Raw genomic sequence first — 20,580 nt, 5'->3', positions numbered from 1 at the left:
GTGTTTTGGGAGATGGGAAGATGATGACAAGAACAAGTTATTCAAATCCAGGTCTGGATAAATCGCCCGAAAGACTGTATATTAGACTTTATATTAAGTTAGTAAACTTAATTAACTATGTATAGAACGGAGTATGAATCTTGAAAATTCAAACGGCCGGGACCCCCAAGGTCATGCGCAATCTGAATGAATTTCTGATTCTGGACCGGATCATCAGCGGCGGACCGCAATCCAGAGCGGATCTTAGCCGGTATACGGGCTTAAGCAAGCCTACCGTATCCTCGGCCATTGCTCATCTTATAGAACGCGGACTGGTCAGAGAGACCGGCAGAGCGGAGAACACCCAGGGCCGCAAAGCGACTCTAGTGGAATTCAACCCGAAATGCTTCTTTACCTTAGGGGCAGAGGTGGGGGGAAGCAGCCTGCGGATAGCACTTGCGGATATGAGCGGAGAGATCTGCTATTACAAGCAGCTGTCTATGCCGGAGAGCGGACTGACAGAGGCGGTGTGCCAAGACTTTCTGGTGCAGAGCATAGAGGGAATGCTTGCGGATTCCGGGATTTCCCGGGAGAAGCTGCGGGCCGCGGCCTTCGGGATTCCAGGCGTAGTGGACCCGGCAGATGGCAGCGTATCTGACCTGGTTGCCCCGCTGCGCGGGTGTGAAGGGGTGCTCGCAAGGACTAATCTGGCCCAGCTGTTCCCCGTGCCTGTCGTGACGGAGAATGATGTCAACCTCGCGGCTCTGGCGGAGTATACCTCTTCGGGGATGGAGGTAAGCGGCTCTCTGCTGTACTTCTCCATCGGCGAAGGAACCGGGGGCGGTCTCATTATCCACGGGGAGATCTACCGGGGGCTTGGCGGCGGTGCAGGCGAACTTGCCAATCTGATGCTGAGCGCAGGCAGGCTGGAGGATGTACTGTCTACAGACGGATTAAGGCAACTGGCTAACCGGATGGCAAAAGAACACACAGGTGCAAGTGATACGGCGTATCTGCTGTCCATACCTGGAGAATTAGCGGAGCAGATATGGGATGATGTGCGCAGAGGTGAGCCTCTTGCACTGGCTATTATCGAAACTTACTGCAATCTGCTTGCAGAGGCAGTGGGCAGTATTTGTACAGTGATGGCTCCAACGACTGTGGTCCTTGGAGGCGAACTGGGCAGCCATGGTGAGATCCTGCTGGAGAGGCTGGAATCCCGGCTGGGCGGACTTCACCGGAAGCCCCGGCTGGCTGCTTCCAGCCACGGGGACAAGGATGTAGTTCATGGAGCGGTCCAGACCGCGGTCCAATTGGCTTTTCGTGAGATGCGGGCATAAGGAGCATAAGCTTATATTAAATAGAATGACGGGGGAATCCTAGATGAATATGTTAACTGCAGGAATTGATGTGGGCGGAACCAAAACACTGCTATGCCTCACAGATGAAGAAGGAACGGTGCTTGAACAGTACAAAGTAGAGACGCAGCTGAGCCGGGAGCCGGAGGTGTTCTTCCGCTGGTTATTCGCCGAACTGGAGCAGCTCTGCAAGCGTAACGGCACTACGCTCACTTCTCTGAAGGGAGTAGGCATCGGGTTCCCGGGAGTCATGAATGAGCGCACCGGCACACTGACCAGCGCACCGGCGCTCAATTGGCCTGGAGCCCTGGATATCCGTCAGGTAATTGCCGCTTATTATCCCGGACTGGTGGTGCTGGACAATGATGTGAATATGGCAGCTATGGGCGAGTATGCAGCGGGATCTGCTGCGGGGTCTGAGCATTTCATTATGATCACGGTCGGCACGGGGGTGGGCAGCGCCTTGTTCCTGAACGGGCAGCTCTACCGGGGAGCCAGCTTCGCTGCGGGTGAGATTGGCTATCTCATCGTTGAGCCGGGGGCGGTTCATGCTGCTGCTGATCCGGAGTACAGTGAGTTCGGTCCTTTTGAGATGGAGGTATCCGGCACGGGAATCGGGGCGAAGGCGGCTGCTAGGCTGCACGGGAATAACAGCAGTTCATTGATCCGGGAGCTGGCACAGGGCGATACAGTCCGGGCGGAGCATGTATTTGCAGCGGCGCAGCAGCAGGATGAGACAGCGCTGGCGCTGCTGGATCATGCGTATGAACAGATGGCGGCGGCGGTCAAGAATATTGCGATTACGCTGGATCTGGAGCTGGTGATTCTGGGCGGCGGTGTCGTGGAGAAGAACCCGGGCTATGTGCAGGAGGTTGCAGCACGGGTCAGCCGGTATACACCTGAGCAATCTTTATTGATCCGGCAGGCGGTGCTTGGTAATCAGGCGGGAGCGATAGGTGCTGCGGCCGCGGCCCGAAGCAGGCTGAACGCAGGAACCGGGCAGAATTGAGGGTATGAAAATGAGACGCGGAACAAGTATAATGAGATTCTCTGTAGGCAGCAAGGAGAGCGAGGTCCTGCTGAAGATGCGCGGGCTGTATCTGTTCACAGGTCTGGCCGGGGGCAGCTTCAACCCGTATGTCACCTCCCTTCTGGTTCATCAGGGCATGACGAGCCAGAGAATTGGAGTGATGATGGCCTTCGGCACCTTGCTGGCGATTCTGTTTCAGCCGTTATGGGGAATTTTGGTGGACCGCTATCAACGAACAAGACTGGTACTGATGCTTACCCTGATTGTTCCCGGCACCATAGTCTATCTCTACAATGTAAAATGGCTTGTCGTTATTGTGCTTGTATACAGCTTGTATACGATTTTTCAGAGCACCCAGACGCCGATTGCCGACTCTTATGCAGTGAATGCAGCTTCAGCCGCAGGTACCTCGTTCGGCACCATCCGGCTGTTCGGCAGTATCGGAACGGCGCTGGGAGGGTACTTCGGCGGACTGTATCTGAACTGGATGGGAGTTACAGAGCTGTGGATTCCCTTCCTGATCTTCAACCTGCTTGCCCTTCTGCTCGTGATTACCATCCCGGTGAATGTGGAGCGGCGGACGCAGCATGTAACCTTCACCAGCGGAATCAGGCAGCTGCTGGGCAACCGGGTCTTTCTGCTGTTTCTCGCCGGCTGTTTTCTGGTGAACCAGACGCTTACGGCCTTCAACTCCTTCTTTGTCCTGACCTTCCAGATGGCGGGCGGGAGCTTCGCATGGTCAGGCATCGCCCTGATGATTGCTTCCATTACCAGCGTTCCGGCAATGCTCGTGGCCGCAAGAGTCCTGAAGAAGTACGGTTATGAGAAAACATTGATGCTGGCATCCGTTGTCTACATGCTCCGCTGGGCGATCCAATGGCTCATTCCTGTTCCCGGTGTTATGATAGGTGTCCAGACGCTGCACGGCATGTCGTTTGGTTTCTTTTACATTGCAGCTGTGGAATATGTGGCCTCTATTACGGGCAAAGAGCTGCAAGCCACAGGGCAAAGCCTGTTCAATATGGTGTTTGTCGGTCTTGGCGGCATTGCCGGTAACCTGCTGAACGGGTATCTGCTGGAGACCGGCGGCCCGGGGCTGATGTATTTCTCCTGTACGGTCAGCGCCGCGTTAGGTGCATTGCTGCTGTACAAGGTAAGCTCTATTTCACGTAAGAAGCAGCAGTCTGAATAAGAAGAAGGGGGAAGCTCTATGAAGCGCAGTTGGTATAGTCGGATGCTATTCTCATACTTCCCTGTCTTCCTGCTTGTAGTCACTGTTCTAATCTTCCTGGCCTTCATGGTCATTACGGAGCTGTCCCGCAGCGAGACGGAGAAGGCCAACTACATATCCACCAGCTATGTGGCGGATACGGTGGAGCGGACCTTGAATGATATAGAGCTGGGGGTGCTGCAGGAGATCGGAAACAACTATTCCTATAATGACTTTCTGGATGCGCCCTCCGGCACGGATTCGCCCGCTGGCAGCTCGTATGAAATTGTGCAGAGTATGAACCGTCTATCTGAACGCTTCAGCCTGATTGATTCGATCTATGTCTACCGTAACAAGGACAAGCTGATGCTGGGCCAGAGCGGATACGTGAATCCTGGGCAGGGCCAGGGGCTGGAGGCGGAATATTTGCAGCAGCTCTCCGTGAATAAGGAGCAGCAGGGGTGGAGCGCTGTACGGATGGTTCAGCCCAGGAACTCTAAGGACTTGCGGCCGGTAATCAGCCTGGCCAGCAGGCTGCCGATTCCATGGGGCTCCGACGGCTATATTGTTATTAATGTCAGTGTGTATCGCTTACAGCGTCTGGTGGACAGCTTGACGAGTGGAGAACTGTCCTTCCTGCGGATCAAGGATGTCTCGGGGACGCCAATCTATGATTCTGCTCCCGCCGCAGACGGCGAGAATAACAGAACGCTCTCGAAGGTCGAGGCGAAGGATCTGGGCTGGACCTTCGAGAGCGGGCTCCGGGCCGGGCGCTTATTCGACTGGATCTCGGTGATCTCCTACGTCTGGTTCATTCTCGGGCTGCTGACGATTGCGCTGGGCGTAGTGTATATCATCTACATCACCCGGCGGAATTACCGGCCCATCCATCAGCTGATGGTGCGGATTCAAGGACTTCAGCCTGCGGCCAAGGATGCCGCTCCTGACGTAGCTTCCGATGAAATGGCCCTGATGCATAATGCGCTGGACCGGCTGGTGCAGATCACCACCGACTATGAGCGGGAACGCTATGAGAATCTGGTCATTCAGCGCCGGGAGCTGTTCCAGGATTTCCTTAGCGGGCAGCGGCTGGAGGATGCGGCAGAACGGCTGGAGTCGCTGGACCCTTTTGAGGGCACCAGGGAGTTCGCAGCCTTCGTTGTATTCGCAGCCGAGCTGAACCGGGAGAGGGACTGGCATGCGCTGCCTGCACAGGATCAGAACCTGCTGAAATTTGCCTTAACCAATGTACTGGGGGACCTGATAGCAGATAAGCCGCTTCAGGCCTGGGCCGAATGGATCAGCGGGGAGCGGCTGGGGATTATTATTGGCCTCCGGTTCCAGCCGGTGAAGGATGACAGCGATACGATGCTGGAGCTGGCAAGAGACTGCCACCGCTGGATTATGGATAATCTGCGGGTATCCCTGACCTTCGGATTGGGTACGGTCGTCCAGGACTGGCGGGAGATCCGGAATTCTTACGCGGCAGCGGCTGAGGTGCTGAGTCACCGGTTGGCACTGGGAACAGATATTGCAGCAGTCCAAATGAATCAGCAGGACGATTCCGGACTCCAGAGCTATAAATACTTCGGGAGCTTCACCCAGCTTGTCCGTGAATTCCGCCTGTCGGGCGAGAACTGGCGTATCCGGCTGGACGAAATCTTCGATTCCTTCCGCAAGGACCGTCTGAAGGACGAAGAGATCTATATGCTGCTGGAAGTGCTGCTCCAGGCACTGGAGCAGGAGCTTAAGGGCATAGCGGGGACGCTGGACCGTCAGCTTGCGGCAGCATGGAGCGGCGGTCTGCGGGAACGCATCCGGGGAAGCACCGATCTTGAAGAGATCCGGGAGCTGCTGACCGGCTGGCTGAATGAAACCTACCATGTCTATGTGTCGGTCAATGAGCTGAAGAGCCACCGGGTGATGATTACCGAGGTTAAGCATTATATTGAAGAGCATTATGCCAATCCGGATCTCTCCTTGAATCATCTGAGCGAACGGTTCCAGATCTCTGCGAAATACGCCAGCTACCTGTTCAAGGAAGAATTCAATATGAAGTTCGTGGACTTTCTCGCAGAGCTGCGGCTGATGAAGGCCAAGGAACTGCTGGATACGACTTCAGAGAGCATACAGGATATAGCACTGCAGATTGGATATGCTAATTCCATTACCTTCGGACGGGTCTTCAAACGTATTACGGGCATGACCCCGGGGGATTACCGCAAATTGAAGCTCCATAAAGATGAATAAGCACTGCGTAAATCCGGCTTCAGCTGATTCCGGGTTTGCGCTTTTTTTGATTAATGGGTGAGATATGGGGCAATGGGTGATATGTACATGACGTATTATGTTATATATAAGTTAGGTATTTAAGTTTAAAAATACAATTTTCGTGAAGGATTTCTACGATAATTGTATATTCGAAATGAAAAATGCTGCAATTTCATTGGGTTTTTCATGAAAATACAATAAGAAACATGTATATTGTCGAATTACGCAAACGATGTAATAATTCATCACATGGTCAAGCCGTAAGCATCATACAGAGACAACAGGCTGATTGAAATCAGAAATCGAAAGGGATAGGTGGTAGGAAATATGACAAATGTTAACGGTAAAAGAAAGTTGGCTCTCGGTCTCTCGGCGGTTCTTATGTCATCTATGGTATTGTCTGCATGCTCGTCTAAAGATTCCAGTGAAGCAAGCGGCAACGGTGCAGCAGCAGCCGGCAGCTTGAAGATCGAAATTTTTGACCGTGGCAATGCGCCCGCCGGTGTTACGGCATCCGATAACTTCCTCACTAATTATGTTAAAGAGAATTTCGGTAAGGCTAACAATATCGATGTGGAATTTGTCCCTATCCCCCGCTCAGAGGAAGTGACCAAGCTTAATGTCCTGATGGCCAGCGGAACCGATGTCCCTGATATCGTCTTCACCTATGACTCCGGGACCTTCAACAAATATGCCGAGCAAGGCGGGCTGACGGATCTGACTCCGCTGCTGAAGGAACACGGACAGAATCTGACCAAGTTCCTTGGCGAGGATACTCTGCGCTACGGTCAATACGATGGCGTCCAGTATAGCATTCCCGCCAAACGTTCAACGGTAGGTAAATATGCTTCCTTCATTCGTCAGGACTGGCTGGATAAGCTGGGGCTTCCCGTTCCGGCTACCTCAGAGGAGCTGTACAATACACTAACTGCCTTCAAGACCAAAGATCCGGGTGAAACCGGCGGCAAGGTGATTCCGCTGGGCATGACGATTGCTGCGGCGCAGTATGATTCGCTGGTCTGGTCCTTCATCAAGCCGGTCACTGAGCAGGAGCGCTACGAGCTTACACAGAACCTGAGCTCCCGGGACTACCCGATTCTGCTGCCTGGATTCAAGGATGCCATTCAATATATGAACAAGCTGTATAACGAAGGGCTGATCAGCAAGGATTTCGCCCTGGACGAGAATAAAGAAACCCTTACACAGAATATCGGGAACGGGCTTGTGGGCGCATTCAGCGATGATAACGATGCGATCTTCTACCCTGACGGTGCTTATGATGTGATGACGAAGAATAACCCGAAGGCTGTACTGAGCGCCATTGATCCGTTCACGAACAGCGAGGGGAAGACAGCCAAGCCGGTATCTGCTCCGAACGGGATGTATATTATGATTCCGAAGTCCAGCAAGCATGCGGTGGAAGCTATTAAGTATCTGGACTGGATGTCTGCAGATGGTCATCTGCAATATATCCAGAACGGGATTGAAGGCGAGCATTACACGCTGGAAGGCGGTGTGCCGGTCTCCATTCCGGATATGTCTGTCGAATCCTCCAACAAGCTGTCAGGCGGCGGGGATATCGGGATTATCGCGAACGGACGGATTTTTGAGAGCCAGGACAAGAATAATGAAGCCTTCGTGAAGAGCTTCCGCACCAAGTATCAGGACATCATCGCAAAATCACTCACAATTTCTACCACTAATCCGATTGAGCCGGTGTTCACCAGCCGTCCAATTGAGGCAGAGAGCAAATACGGCACGACACTTAGCGATAAAATCAAGCAGTTGATGGTGAAATCTACAATGGTCTCCCCTGGCGAATTCGAAGTCACCTATGAGAGTATGCTGAAGGACTACATGTCAAGCGGCGGACAGGCCATTCTGGATGAACGCAAGGCTGCCTACAGCGAGCAGAAATAATTGAATTAGCGGTCCGTGAGGGAGGGGGAGCGGCAGGGCTGCCGGTCTTGGCTGCTTCCCCTTACAGCTTCAGGGACACAGTGGAGGAGGAATCGTTGTGGGATACACCCGTTATTTCCGCAGAAATTGGCAGATGTACGCATTGCTGGTCTTACCTATCCTGTTCTTTATTATTTTCAAGTACGGTCCAATGTATGGTGTGCAGATTGCGTTCAAGGACTTCAACTTTTTCAAAGGCATCGGTGGCAGTGAATGGATTGGTCTTGACGGATTCCGCGAGGTATTTGCGAATCAGGACTTTTATATAACCTTACGCAACACGTTGATGCTGAACTTTCTGGATTTGATCGTTTCTTTTCCCGCCCCCCTAATTATTGCGATCATGCTGTTTGAGCTGAAGGTGGTCTGGTTCAAGAAGCTGTCTCAGACGATTCTGTATATTCCGCATTTTATTTCCTGGGTAATCATCGGCGGGATTGTATACCAGCTATTTGGCCAGCAGTCCGGGATGATTAACAACCTGTTAACAAGCCTGGGGCTGGATGCCATTCCTTTTCTCTCTGACAAAAATTATTGGCTGATCACTTACCTGCTGACCGGTGTCTGGCAGAGCGCAGGCTGGGGGACGATTCTCTATCTGGCGGCACTCGCGGGCATCAATAAAGAGCTGTTCGAAGCGGCGGAGGTCGATGGGGCCGGAAGAATCAAGCGCATTCTGCATATTACGATTCCAGGGATCAAGCCGACGATTGTTACGCTGCTGATCATTAATCTGGGCAACATGATCTCGATTGGCTTCGAGCGGCCGTTCGTAATCGGTAACCTTGCGGTTATGGAATACTCGGATGTGCTGAGTACCTTTGTCTACCGGATCGGTCTGGAATCGGGGCAGTATACGCTGGCTACGGTGGTTGGATTGTTCCAGGCGGTGGTCGGACTTCTATTCCTGCTGGTGGCGAACTATATTTCCAAGAAGCTTACAGACGAGAGCATCCTATAATCAACCTTTGGATCGGGAGTGTACATTATGAATGAAAGAGCAGCTAACAAGGCGTTTGATACATGGATTGTGATCTGCTTGACCTTATCGGTGCTGGCATGTCTGATTCCGTTCGTGCATATTCTCGCTGTATCCTTCAGCGGAACGGTCCCGATTGCTTCGGGCAAAGTTACTTTGTTCCCTATGGACTTCAATATTGAGGCGTATAAAAAAGTGTTCGGTGATGCCGCGATGATCCGCTCGCTGGCCTTCACGATATTCCTGACGGTGCTGTTCACAGCACTGTGCATGGTGATGACGGTTGCGGCGGGCTATGCCCTGTCGAAGAAGGATCTGAAGGGCCGTAAAATCTTCATGTTCATCATTGTTGTCACCATGTTCTTCAGCGGCGGTATTATTCCAGAGTATATTCTGACACGGGAGCTGCATTTGCTGAATACGATCTGGGCGCTGGTGCTGCCCGGACTTATTAGCCCCTTCTATATGATTATCCTGATTTCTTTTCTGGCCGGGATTCCGGACGCGCTCAAGGAGTCCGCTGAGATCGACGGCAGCAGCCAGTTCGGGACGCTAATCCGTATCATTCTGCCGTTATCCATGCCGGTGCTTGCTACTCTAAGCCTGTTCTATGCCGTCGGCAGATGGAACGGATTCCAGGATACGCTGATGTATATCACGAAGCCGGAGCTGTATCCGCTCCAGCTTAAGCTCTATCATATGATCCAGAACAGCCAGGTAACCGATATGATGAGAATGGAGGGGAATGCGATCAGCACGGTTGTGCCGGAGAGTCTGAAGGCGGCTACTGTAGTGTTCGCCACAGTGCCTATTCTACTCGTCTATCCATGGCTGCAAAGATACTTCGTCTCCGGTGTGATGACTGGAGCCGTGAAGGGCTGAGGCTATTGACTATTATAGTATTGTCTGTTGCAGGTTCAGTATAATTCACGCCCTAACAGGGCTGGCAGATAGGGGAGTCAATCAGATGTTCAAGAAGATAACGGACATTAATGATAAATGGACACAGGAATCCATGGAGCTGCAGATTAATGACCGGGAGAGCCGGTACTTCGGGGGTGTGCGTGATCCGCTGAGCGGCGTAGCCTGGCCGAATCACACCGGCACGGCCCAGTATCTGGCGGCATGGGCGGCTGCTCTGGTGAATGAGCAGTCCCGGTATTACCGGGATCTGGTGCTGCTGGAGCAGCTGTATGAGGGGATGGCGTTCATGCTGCGGTTCCAGCATGAGGACGGTACGATCTCGCCGGGCTGGACGAATTATCATTCACCGCCGGATACAGCGTTCGTGGTGGTCGGATTAGCCAATATCCTCACGCTGCTGGAGCGGCAGAGCTGGCCGCCGCTGAAGCCGGTAACGGATCAGATTAGAGTCTTCTTGGAGCGGACGATTCCGGCGATGCTGACCGGGGGTGTGCATACCCCGAATCACCGCTGGGTGCTGACTGCTGCGCTGGGGTCTTTGTACCGGATTTTTGCCCTGGAGGAGCTGCAGGCAAGAGCCGGAGAATGGCTGCAGGAGGGGATGGACATTACGCCGGACGGCGAGTGGACGGAGCGGAGTAACGGAATCTACAACACGGTCAGTGACATTATGCTCTATTACGCCGCGCAGGATCTGAACCGCCCAGAGCTGCTGGAGCCGGTCCGCCAGAATCTGCGGATGATGAAATATCTGGTTCACCCGGACGGTGAGGTGGTCACCGATTATTCGGGGCGGCAGGATTTCGGCAGCGTCTACTCGCTGGCTGACTATTATCTGTGCTATCAGCTGATGGCAGAGCAGGACCGCGACCCGGAGTTCGCAGCTCTTGCGGAGCTGGCAAGCCGCTCGGTGATGCATCCGGGCTCGCTGCCCAATCAGATTATGCTGGGATTCCTGCTCTATCCGCAGATGCAGGCGGCTTCAGTCGCGCCGGGAGAACTGCCGGACAGCTACCGCGAGGTAATAGATGGCGCGTTCAACCGTCAGGAGCTGATCGGACGGATCGGGCAGGACGGCTACGGCGGACCTGTCCGCCACAGCAAGCAGCATACGGAATTCGGCGCTCCGGTTGCCCGGGTGCGCAGCGGAGAGACCAGTGTAAGCGTGATGACCGAGGCTTCCTCGCTGTTCTCGCTGCGGCATGGCCGGGCAAGGCTGCTGGGGGTCCAGCTGGCTTCAAGCTTCGAGCCGGGACTGATTACGATGGATTCACTTACGGAGACAGCGGACGGATTCCAGCTGGAGTCAGCTGCCGATAAAGGCTACTATGGCACTATTCCCGCAGAAAAGCTGCCTCCGCGCACCGGCTTGCCTACCAGCCCGTGGTATCTGCTGCCGCATAGCGAGCGGCCGCTTACCCATAACCAGACCAGCAGTGTCTGCGTGAAGGTAAGCGAGTGGGAAGCAGGCTGGGATCTGCACTTCTCAGCACCGTCCCCGGCAGATGTGCTGACTCAGATTGTCCTGCTCTTCGGCAGCGAGGGCAGACTCGAAGGCTCCGCGCTGACGCCGGTACCGGGTATGAGCGAGACTTCCTTCTGGGCTGCCGGGACGCTGCGCTACAGCTCCGGGGAGGATTGGATGGAGCTTGAGCAGGGCTGTCATGAGCATCATCTGGCCGATATCCGCGGGATGAGCTATCCCGAAGGCTGCCAGAAAGTCCTCGTAACACTCATCACTCCGCTTGAGTATACTCTGCGGATTCGTCTTTCCTGACAGATGCCTATATAATGAGAGTGTTATCAGGATTTATCAGGATGGAAGGGTTCAGCCAGATTAGAAATTACGGTGTATGGAGGTAAGCTGCGCAATGAATATTTCATTTAATAGCCCTGCCACTTTTTGGGTGGAGGCGCTTCCAGTCGGGAATGGACGGCTGGGAGCCATGATTTTTGGCGGCATTGAGAAGGAGCGTCTGGCGCTGAATGAGGACACGCTGTGGTCCGGGTACAAGACAGACTGGAATAATCCGGGGGCTCTCGAGGTTCTTCCTAAGGTTAGGGCGCTGATTGCAGAAGGCAGGAATGAAGAAGCGGATGAACTATGCAAAAAAATGATGGGTCCCTACGCCCAGTCCTATCTGCCGTTCGGGGATCTGCTGCTTACGATGGAGCACGGGCAGACCACAGACGGAGAGTATAGCCGGAAGCTGGACTTGTCCACGGGTGTTGGTACCGTCTCCTATGTAATCGGCGGTGTCCGGTATACCCGGGAGGTCTTCGCTTCTCACCCGGACCAGGCGATCATTGTCCGCTTAACGGCCAGCGAGGAGCACCGGCTCAGCTTCCGGGCGAAGCTGGACAGTCCGCTCCGTCACCGTTCGGAAGCAGACGGAGAACACTACACAATTAGCGGACATGCTCCTGAATATGTGGCACCGAATTATTTCGAAGTCGATCAGCCGGTCCGTTACGGTGGAGAGTCCCCGCGGAGTCTGAAGTTCCACGGCCGTCTGGCTGCGGTCCAGACTGGAGGCCGTCTGGAAGCTAGTGCTGATGGCATCCAGGTTACCGGCGCAACGGAAGCGGTTCTATACTTCAGTGCGGCAACCTCCTTCGATGCGGAATCCGGCACAGTGAAGGCGGATTATGATGTAAGTCAGCAGACAGCTGGGGCTGTACAGCAGATCATCAATGAGCCTTATGCTGGGCTACTAAGCCGTCATGTTGACGACCACCGGGAGCTGTTTGACCGGGTAGAGCTGCATCTGGGAGAGAGCCTGGCTCCAGAGGGCATGCCAACGGATCAGAGAATTGCGGCCTACGGCAGCAATGATCCGGGGCTGGTAGAGCTTCTGTTCCATTACGGCCGTTATCTGCTGATTGCCAGCTCCCGCCCCGGCACTCAGCCGGCGAATCTCCAGGGCATCTGGAATCAGGATACCCGGGCACCTTGGAGCAGCAATTACACGCTGAATATCAATGCGGAGATGAATTACTGGCCGGCAGAGATCTGTAATCTGTCCGAGCTGCATCAGCCGCTGATTGACTATACCCGGAGGCTGGCGGTCAACGGCAGCGAGACGGCCCGGATTAACTATGGCGCACGCGGCTGGGTAGCCCATCATAACGCCGATCTCTGGGCGCAGTCGGCTCCCGTTGGCGGCTACGGCGACGGAGATCCGGTCTGGGCATCCTGGGCGATGGGCGGGGTATGGCTTACCCAGCATCTGTGGGAGCATTATGCCTTCAGCGGCGATCTGTCCTATCTGCGGGAGACCGCATATCCGGTAATGAAGGAAGCGGCCTTGTTCTGCCTGGATTGGCTGATCGAGAACCCGGACGGGTACCTGATTACCTCACCATCCACTTCTCCTGAGCATAAAATCGTAGACGGCGACAAGAAGTATGCCGTCAGCGAAGCGGCAACCATGGATCTGTCGCTGATCGCGGAGCTGTTCACGAACTGCAGCCTTGCTGCCGGATTGCTTGGGCTGGACGGCGAATTCGCGGCTGAGCTGGAAGCGGCACGCGCACGGCTGCTGCCACTCAAGATTGGTGCCGGAGGGCGGCTTCAGGAGTGGTCGGCGGATATGGAGGACGAGGATGTACATCATCGCCATGTCTCCCATCTGGTCGGGGTCTACCCCGGCAGATCGGTAACGGAGAAGTTAGCTCCCGAGCTGTATGAAGCTGCCAGAACCTCGCTTGAGATTCGCGGAGACGGCGGAACCGGCTGGAGCCTGGGCTGGAAAATCGGACTATGGGCCAGATTCAGACAGGGCGACCGCGCCAAGCAGCTGATCACTAACCTGCTGACGCTGGTTCAGCCGGAGGCCGTTAACAATGAACGCGGCGGCGTCTATCCGAACCTGTTCGACGCTCATCCGCCGTTCCAGATTGACGGGAACTTCGCGGCTACAGCCGGAATTGCCGAGATGCTGCTGCAATCCCACCAGGGAGTTCTGGAGCTTCTGCCCGCCCTGCCTTCAAGCTGGAGCGAAGGACGGGTGAAGGGACTGCGCGCCCGCGGCGGCTATGAAGTGAACCTGACCTGGAGTGCTGGCATTCTCGGGCAAGCGGAGGTTACCGCTCATCTTGGGGGAGAGTGCCGGGTTCTGGCAGAACGGCCTCTAGAGATTACGCGCGGAGAAGACCGGCTGTTGGTGGAGCCGGATTCGGACGGCCTGGTGAGTATTGAGATGCAGGCAGGGGAACGTATCATGGTGAGGTATGCGGAGTGAAGTGGGTAGAGTAAATAAAGAAGAGTAGATCAGAGACTGTATAGTTTGCAGCGCACTCGGAGGGATGGAGTGTGCTGCTTTTTTGCGTAGAAATAGGAAATCGGCCGGGTTCCGCCGGGGCACAGGCCAGGCGAGGTCGCATGTAACCGAAAAACCGAACCATTGGGCGTGGCGGCGTGCGGACCGAATGTAATCGAAAAACCTACTACAGCACAACATGTGCTGCGCAAGGGGGGGGCGGGAGCCGGGTGTAGCGGCTAATTTTTCCCGCTCCGCTTATCATTTTGTTATCAATACTATCAAATTGTTATTTGTAAACGATTTCCATAGAGCTATAATTCAATCTGTAAGCGCTTTATAAAGAAGATTCTTAGGAGGGTACAGATGCTCAATCGTAAACGAATGATGAGCTTAGGGCTGGCGCTGGCCGTCTTGGCAGCCTCGGTGCTGCCGATGCGGACACCGGTCTATGCTGCGGCTGAGGGAGATCCGGCAGTTGTTCTTGCTTCGGACTTTGAGGACGGCACCGCACAGGGCTGGACCAAGAAGGGAGACGAACAGCTTACAGTAACGAAGGAGGTCTATCATGGAGGCACATACAGTCTGTACGTGGATGGGCGCACCAAGGATTGGGAAGGGCCCAATCAGGTTCTGACGGATCATATGACTCCGAACACAGCCTACACTGTGGGAGCATGGGTGAAATCTCCGGCGCCGGTCAAATTCACAGTACATACCCAAATCGGCGAAAAAGAGGACTGGACGCTTGTAGCGGAACTTAGCGGAGCGAAGGGGCCGGGGGAATGGACGTATCTGGAAGGTACTTTTATTACAGGCGATAAGGTAGGCTTCACGGAGATTTATGCAGAAGCCGCAGCAGGAACATCCTTCTACGTGGATGATATCAAGATTACCACCGCAGCTGCTGAAGTCCCGGAAGGGGAGGAAGGGCTGCGCACGGATTTTGAAGACGGAACGCTTCAGGGCTGGAAGAACCGGATTGGACCGGAGTCGCTGTCCGTGAGCCAGGATACTGCCAATACCGGGACCAACAGTATGCTGGTCGAAGGAAGAGAGCGCAGCTTCCATGGGCCAAGCCTGAGTGTGAAGGAGCATCTGCGGCCGGGCAAGAGCTACCAGTTCTCGCTGTATGTCCGTCTGAAGGAGAAGCCGGAGGCCGACAAAAGCCTGCAGATGACGGTGTATAAGAAGGCCGGCTCCGAGAGCTGGAATGCAATTGATAAGGTTGACATTAAGGCTGATCAGTGGGATCAATGGCATCTGCTGAAGGGGACTTTCCAGTACAGCGACCAGCCGTCAGAGGTGAACCTGTTCGTGGAGACTCCTTATGTTACAGAGGAGACTGTGGATACGTTATCTTTTTATGTAGATGATGTGGTTGTTGAACCCGCACCTGAGATGAGCATTGAACAGGATATCCCTGCGCTAAAAGACATCTATGCGAACGACTTCGCCATTGGTGCCGCTGCGTACTCCTGGCAGATGGAAGGGGTCTATGGGGAACTGCTGAAGAAGCATTTCAACAGCATCACAGCCACCTATGAAATGAAGCCCAAATTCCTTGCTCCTTCCGAGGGCACTTATGTGTTCGACGGGGCGGATAAATATGTGAATTTCGCCCAGGCGAACGGAATGGGACTTCGCGGACACGCGCTGTTGTGGCATGTGGATGCTGCCGAGTGGATGTTCACGGGTCCTGACGGCCAGCCGGCAAGCAGAGAGCTGCTGCTTACGCGTCTACAGAGTTATATTGAGACCGTTATGCACCGCTATAAGGGAAAAATCTATGCCTGGGATGTAGTGAACGAAGCAATTGCCGACAATGGCGGCGGCCCGGACGGGATGAGACTGTCCCCTTGGTATAAGCTGATTGGTCCGGACTATATCGAGAAGGCTTTTGAATTCGCCCGTGCGGCGGACCCGGAAGCGAAGCTCTATTACAATGATTATTACACAGAGGTACCGGAAAAGCGTGAGCATATCTACAAGCTGCTGAAGACGCTCAAGGCGAAGAATCTGATTGACGGCGTGGGCCTCCAGTCTCATCACGGACTATTCTCCCCATCCATTTCGGAGATTGAAAAGACGATTCAGCAATTCTCGCAGCTTGGGTTGGACATTCAAATCACTGAGCTGGACGTAGATTCGGGCATCAGCCCTTCTGCTCCGCTGCCTGCGGATATTGCTGCGCAGCAGGGCAAACGCTATAATGATCTGTTCGAGCTCTACAAGAAGTACAAGGACACGATCTCCTCAGTCTCCATTTGGGGCGTGCAGGATGAGAAAAGCTACAACAACCATGCTATGTTGTTCGATGAGCAGCTGAAGGCGAAGCCTGCTTTCTGGGGGGCGGTGGACCCGTCCAAGCTGCCGGCCATTCACAATGTAGCCGTGGCGCTTGAGGGTACGCCTCAGGCAGGCGCAGCCGGGAAAGCCCTATGGAGCAAAACAGCAGGGATTCCACTTGAACAGGGCAGCACAGTATCTGCCAAGGTTCATACGCTGTGGGATACCGATAACCTGTATGTGAAGGTAGACGTAACCGATGCAAGTCAGAACGGGGAAGACAAGGTTGAGCTTTTCCTGGATGAGAACAATGGGAAGACTACGGCGTATCAGCCGGATGACCGCAAGATCAGCTTGCCGCGTTCGGGCTCCGGGACCGAAGGAGTCAGCTTCACCAGCACAGAACGCGAGGGCGGTTATATCATTGAAGCAAGAATTCCGCTCGTAACCGTCAAGGGTGCCGCAGGCGCGGAGCTGGGTCTTGATATCCGTGTCAGTGACGCCGGTGTTCCGGCTTCTGTTCCTGCCTACTGGAATGACAGAAGCCGGTCCCAGGACACAGATACCAGTCATTACGGTGTTCTCCGGCTCTCTGCCATGCCTAATTCGGCGGAATCGCTGATGGGTCAGGTGAAGATCGACGGACAGATGGATACGCAGTGGGAGAAGGCAAAGCCTTTTCAGGTGAAAATGACTGCCGCGCCTTACAGTACCACCGCAGAAGCCAGATCGATGTGGATGGAGGACAGCCTCTATCTGATCATTGATGTGAAGGACGCCTTGCTGAAGGCGGATGCTGCGAATCCATGGGACCAGGACTCCGTGGAGATCTTCATCGATGAGAATTTCAGCAGAACCCCGTATTATGAGGGGGATGACGGCCAATACCGGATTAACATTAATAATGTGGCATCCTTTGGCGGAGGAGCCTCGGATAGCAGATTGACCAGCGCGGTAGTCCATACGGACACCGGGTACCGCGTGGAAGCCAAGATACATTTCGGCACGATCAAGGGGGCGGCGGGAAGCTCCATCGGGCTTGATCTCCAGATCAATGATGACCGGGGCGACGGCACCCGCAGTACGAGTAAATGGAATGACAGGGGAGAGGATACGTGGCGGGATACCTCAAACTTCGGGATTTTGACCTTTGTGGCACCTGAGGCGGCACCGCCAACCCCTACAGATGGGACTTCTTCGTATCCATCGCCAGGCTCGTCACCACCTGTGAAATCACCGGCTCCGGCAGCGGTCTTCGCAGATGGCAAGCTGACCGTTCAGACTTCCCCGGATAAGGCTGGAGTGCTGAATGTTGATCTCACGCCGGATGTAGTAAGTCAGGCCGTGCTTCAGTCGCTGGACAGCGGCATTCTGAAGATTGCTGTCAAGCCTGCCTCCGGGACCGAAGTGCTGCAGCTGGGGCTTCCGCTTCAGGGTCTGGCCGCACAGCCGAAAATTAAGGAGATTCGTATTGAGAGCGGCTTCGGGGCAGTGCTGAGCCTGAACACACAGCTGCTGAAATTGCAGGATACGCAGGCTGGGGATGTTCTTCAGCTTCAAGTTAAGCGTGTGGGCCAGGACGGATGGCCGGCAGCAGTGAAGACCCGCTTGGATGGAGCGGCTGTACTGGACTTCTCGCTTGCGATCCGTGGAGCCAAGAACACAGCAGTGGACGCTGCTGCGCTTACCCTGCTGCTGCCTTATGAACTTAAGTCAGGCGAGCGGGCGCACCAGCTTGCAGTCTATCAAGTGCTGGAGAATGGTAAGCTTGCAGTTGTGAAGGATCGTCAATATGATCCGGCTACAGGCTATGTCTCCTTCCAGACCAAGGAGCTTGGACAGTATGCGGTTGCCACAGTGAAGCTGCCGGATCATAAGAGCAGCAAATGGGCTGCCGAGAGCGTTGAGGCTCTGGCTGCAAGCGGAATACTTCCTCTGGGAGCAGAGGCTTCCTATGAGACAGGGGTATTGATGAACCGGGCGGAATTTGCCCAGCTGCTGGTCGATGCTTTTGACCTTCAAGCTGGAGCAGCCGCTCCAGGCTTCAAGGATGTCAGTAAGGATTCCCCGTATGCCGAGGCTATCAACATTGCTGGAGCCTTAGGTATTGTAAAAGGTAGAGCAGACGGGCTCTACAGTCCGAGCGATACACTCAGCCGTCAGGAAATGGCGGTAATGCTGTATAGACTTGCCCAGCTAGAGCAGATCAAGTTGAAGGCCGATCCAGCAGCGGTTCCAGAATTCAAAGATCTGAACCTGTTGACACAGGAGGCAACCATCGCTATTGAGAAGCTACAGGCTGACGGAGTCATCCAAGGCGCACAAAACGGCTACTTCATGCCTAAGGCCCAGATGACCAAGGAGCAGGCTGCGGTGGTAGTGTACCGGATAATCAGTCTCAATCAGTAGATTAGCGAATTAGTAGATTAGTCTCAGCAAGTCTATAGCATTCATTCGAGCAGCGGTTCTCCCGATAAGGGGGCCGCTGCTTTTTGTGGTGGGATGGAGGGAGCGTATCATGCGGGAGGCCAATCGATGGATATAGAGTGTCGCTAGGGGCGAGTGGATGTCAATAGCGAGAGTGAGCCGCTTGGTGCGGTTGGACATTGATGAGTGGAGAGTAGTTTGGAGCGGGTGGATATTAGTGATGGGAGTAATAGGGCTGCGATGCTCATGTTGGACGACTGTTTTGTCTACCTTGCCTGCGTTGCTCCGATACTGCGTCAGGAAATAGTTGGATTTTGGGCACTTGTTCGCGCTTGGAATGCCCCTCGCCAGACAGTAGTTGGAAAAAAGGCACTTGTTACGCCGAGATTAGAACAAAAAGAAGATTTCCTCGAAAATAAATAGCATAAATCCACCTAATTTCCTCAAAAGCTCCAAACCGGCTAAATTAAGGTATGTTTATCCAATTAATTCTCTAGTAGGTTGTGCAACCATCGCTGGGGCGGCGGCTTAACTGGAAGTTACTCGATGGTGCCGGGCCATGTCATGACTAGGGGATAGTTTCTGTAATGGTTTGTCCTTTTTCAATGACCTTGCCCCCCGCTTAAACAGCGGAGAGAACGGAACGACCCGCGGAAAAGCGGCAGCGGTCGCCTTTGTGTCCGGATTTTCACCGCTAAGGTAAAAATACAATAAAATCTGGACACAACAGCGATTGTAACAACGGTCCGTTCGCGGAGCGTCCACCCAAGCGCCACCGTAATGCTATCTCCAAAACTGTTGTGGTTATCATTTTGTTATCAATGCTTTGTATTTATCATGTAACTGTCATGTCCGGCTAGGTATTATTAATTTATAAACAAAGTAAACGGATACACGTTGACCAGCAAAGGGGAGCAGGAGCATGAAAAACTTGGTTACGCCAGCCAGCGTAAAAGGCGAGAAACTGGATGTAAATGCGGGGAGTCCCCGGAAAAAATCGAAATGGAAATCGACGATTAGTCTCGATCTGATGGTTCTGCCGGCTTTGATCCTTACCTTGATCTTCGCCTATATTCCGATGACAGGACTTGCGATTGCCTTCAAGAATTACAAGCCGGGCTTAGGCTTTAGCGCCTCCAAATGGGTGGGGCTGGAGCATTTTGAATATCTGTTCAGTATTCCCGAGAACGTTCAGATCATCTGGAACACACTGATTATTGCCGGTCTGAAAATGATCGCCAACCTGATCGTTCCCTTCTTATTCGCACTGCTGCTGAATGAGATCCGCAAGATGGCATTCAAAAAAATGGTACAAACCATTGTCTATATGCCCCACTTCCTGTCATGGGTTATCCTGGGCGGTATCCTCTCCGACCTGCTGGCCAGAGATGGAGGCCTGATCAACCAGGTACTGGTCAGTGTATTCGGCATCCAGCCGATTTTCTTCCTGGGTGACGGGAACTGGTTCCGGTTTGTCGTAGTAGTGAGTGATGTCTGGAAAGAGTTCGGCTTCAACACCATCGTCTTCCTGGCCTCCCTGGCGGGAATTAACCCGGCACTCTATGAAGCTGCTGAGGTTGACGGAGCTGGACGCTGGCAGCAGACATGGTCTATTACAATGCCGGCCATGCTGCCGATTACCATCGTGGTAGGAACACTGGCGCTGGGTAACGTGCTTAACGGCGGCTTCGACCAGATCTTCAACCTGTATAACGCGCTTGTCTTCGATAAAGGGGACATCATCGATACATTTGTCTACAGACTAGGAATTGTTGACGGTAAGTTCAGCTTCTCCACAGCGGTCGGATTGTTCAAATCCGTTGTCAGCTTTGTCTTGATCGTAACAGCTTACCGCCTTTCGTATAAATTTGCTAACTACCGTATTTTCTAGA

General features: G+C 53.9%; 12 protein-coding genes. All 12 read left to right on the top strand.

Annotated elements, in window-relative coordinates; genetic code table 11:
- The first annotated feature begins 140 nt into the window (after positions 1–140).
- The 12 genes from NYE24_RS10835 to NYE24_RS10780 all read left to right on the top strand — a co-directional run bounded on the left by NYE24_RS10835 (position 141) and on the right by NYE24_RS10780 (position 20,579).
- Positions 141–1,319 carry an ROK family transcriptional regulator gene (locus NYE24_RS10835; protein WP_342478654.1) on the top strand — a complete coding sequence of 393 codons (1,179 nt, stop codon included), beginning with the start codon at positions 141–143 and terminating at the stop codon, positions 1,317–1,319.
- Between the two features lie 43 nt (positions 1,320–1,362).
- Positions 1,363–2,346: an ROK family protein gene (locus NYE24_RS10830; protein ID WP_051493943.1), complete on the top strand. Its 984-nt coding sequence runs from the start codon at positions 1,363–1,365 to the stop codon at positions 2,344–2,346.
- 4 nt (positions 2,347–2,350) lie between these two features.
- Positions 2,351–3,559 carry an MFS transporter gene (locus NYE24_RS10825; RefSeq protein ID WP_342478653.1) on the top strand — a complete coding sequence of 403 codons (1,209 nt, stop codon included), beginning with the start codon at positions 2,351–2,353 and terminating at the stop codon, positions 3,557–3,559.
- A gap of 18 nt (positions 3,560–3,577) precedes the next feature.
- Positions 3,578–5,827 carry a helix-turn-helix domain-containing protein gene (locus NYE24_RS10820; RefSeq protein ID WP_342478652.1) on the top strand — a complete coding sequence of 750 codons (2,250 nt, stop codon included), beginning with the start codon at positions 3,578–3,580 and terminating at the stop codon, positions 5,825–5,827.
- Positions 5,828–6,175: 348 nt separating this feature from the next.
- Complete coding sequence (locus NYE24_RS10815) at positions 6,176–7,768, top strand: extracellular solute-binding protein (protein ID WP_036699389.1); 1,593 nt, start codon at positions 6,176–6,178, stop codon at positions 7,766–7,768.
- Between the two features lie 133 nt (positions 7,769–7,901).
- Entirely contained in the window at positions 7,902–8,768 is an 867-nt protein-coding gene (locus NYE24_RS10810) for an ABC transporter permease subunit (protein ID WP_051493947.1), read from the top strand.
- A gap of 27 nt (positions 8,769–8,795) precedes the next feature.
- On the top strand, positions 8,796–9,668 hold the full coding sequence (locus NYE24_RS10805; RefSeq protein ID WP_036699393.1) for a carbohydrate ABC transporter permease: 873 nt from the start codon (positions 8,796–8,798) through the stop codon (positions 9,666–9,668).
- An 85-nt stretch (positions 9,669–9,753) separates the two neighbouring features.
- On the top strand, positions 9,754–11,487 hold the full coding sequence (locus NYE24_RS10800; protein WP_342478651.1) for a hypothetical protein: 1,734 nt from the start codon (positions 9,754–9,756) through the stop codon (positions 11,485–11,487).
- 94 nt (positions 11,488–11,581) lie between these two features.
- Positions 11,582–13,954 carry a glycoside hydrolase family 95 protein gene (locus tag NYE24_RS10795; RefSeq protein ID WP_076154297.1) on the top strand — a complete coding sequence of 791 codons (2,373 nt, stop codon included), beginning with the start codon at positions 11,582–11,584 and terminating at the stop codon, positions 13,952–13,954.
- Between the two features lie 384 nt (positions 13,955–14,338).
- A complete protein-coding gene (locus tag NYE24_RS10790; RefSeq protein ID WP_342478650.1) occupies positions 14,339–18,670 on the top strand; it encodes an endo-1,4-beta-xylanase in 4,332 nt (1,443 codons plus the stop codon).
- 258 nt (positions 18,671–18,928) lie between these two features.
- The gene (locus NYE24_RS10785; protein WP_342478649.1) at positions 18,929–19,111 is read left to right on the top strand and encodes a hypothetical protein; all 183 of its coding nucleotides are present in this window, start codon (positions 18,929–18,931) and stop codon (positions 19,109–19,111) included.
- A 607-nt stretch (positions 19,112–19,718) separates the two neighbouring features.
- Positions 19,719–20,579, top strand: coding sequence for an ABC transporter permease subunit (locus tag NYE24_RS10780; RefSeq protein ID WP_256705920.1), 861 nt, complete (start codon positions 19,719–19,721; stop codon positions 20,577–20,579).
- Position 20,580: the final 1 nt, after the last annotated feature.

Source organism: Paenibacillus sp. FSL H7-0350 (assembly GCF_038593195.1).
GTDB lineage: Bacteria > Bacillota > Bacilli > Paenibacillales > Paenibacillaceae > Paenibacillus_AQ.
This window is presented reverse-complemented; position numbering and strand designations above follow the sequence as displayed.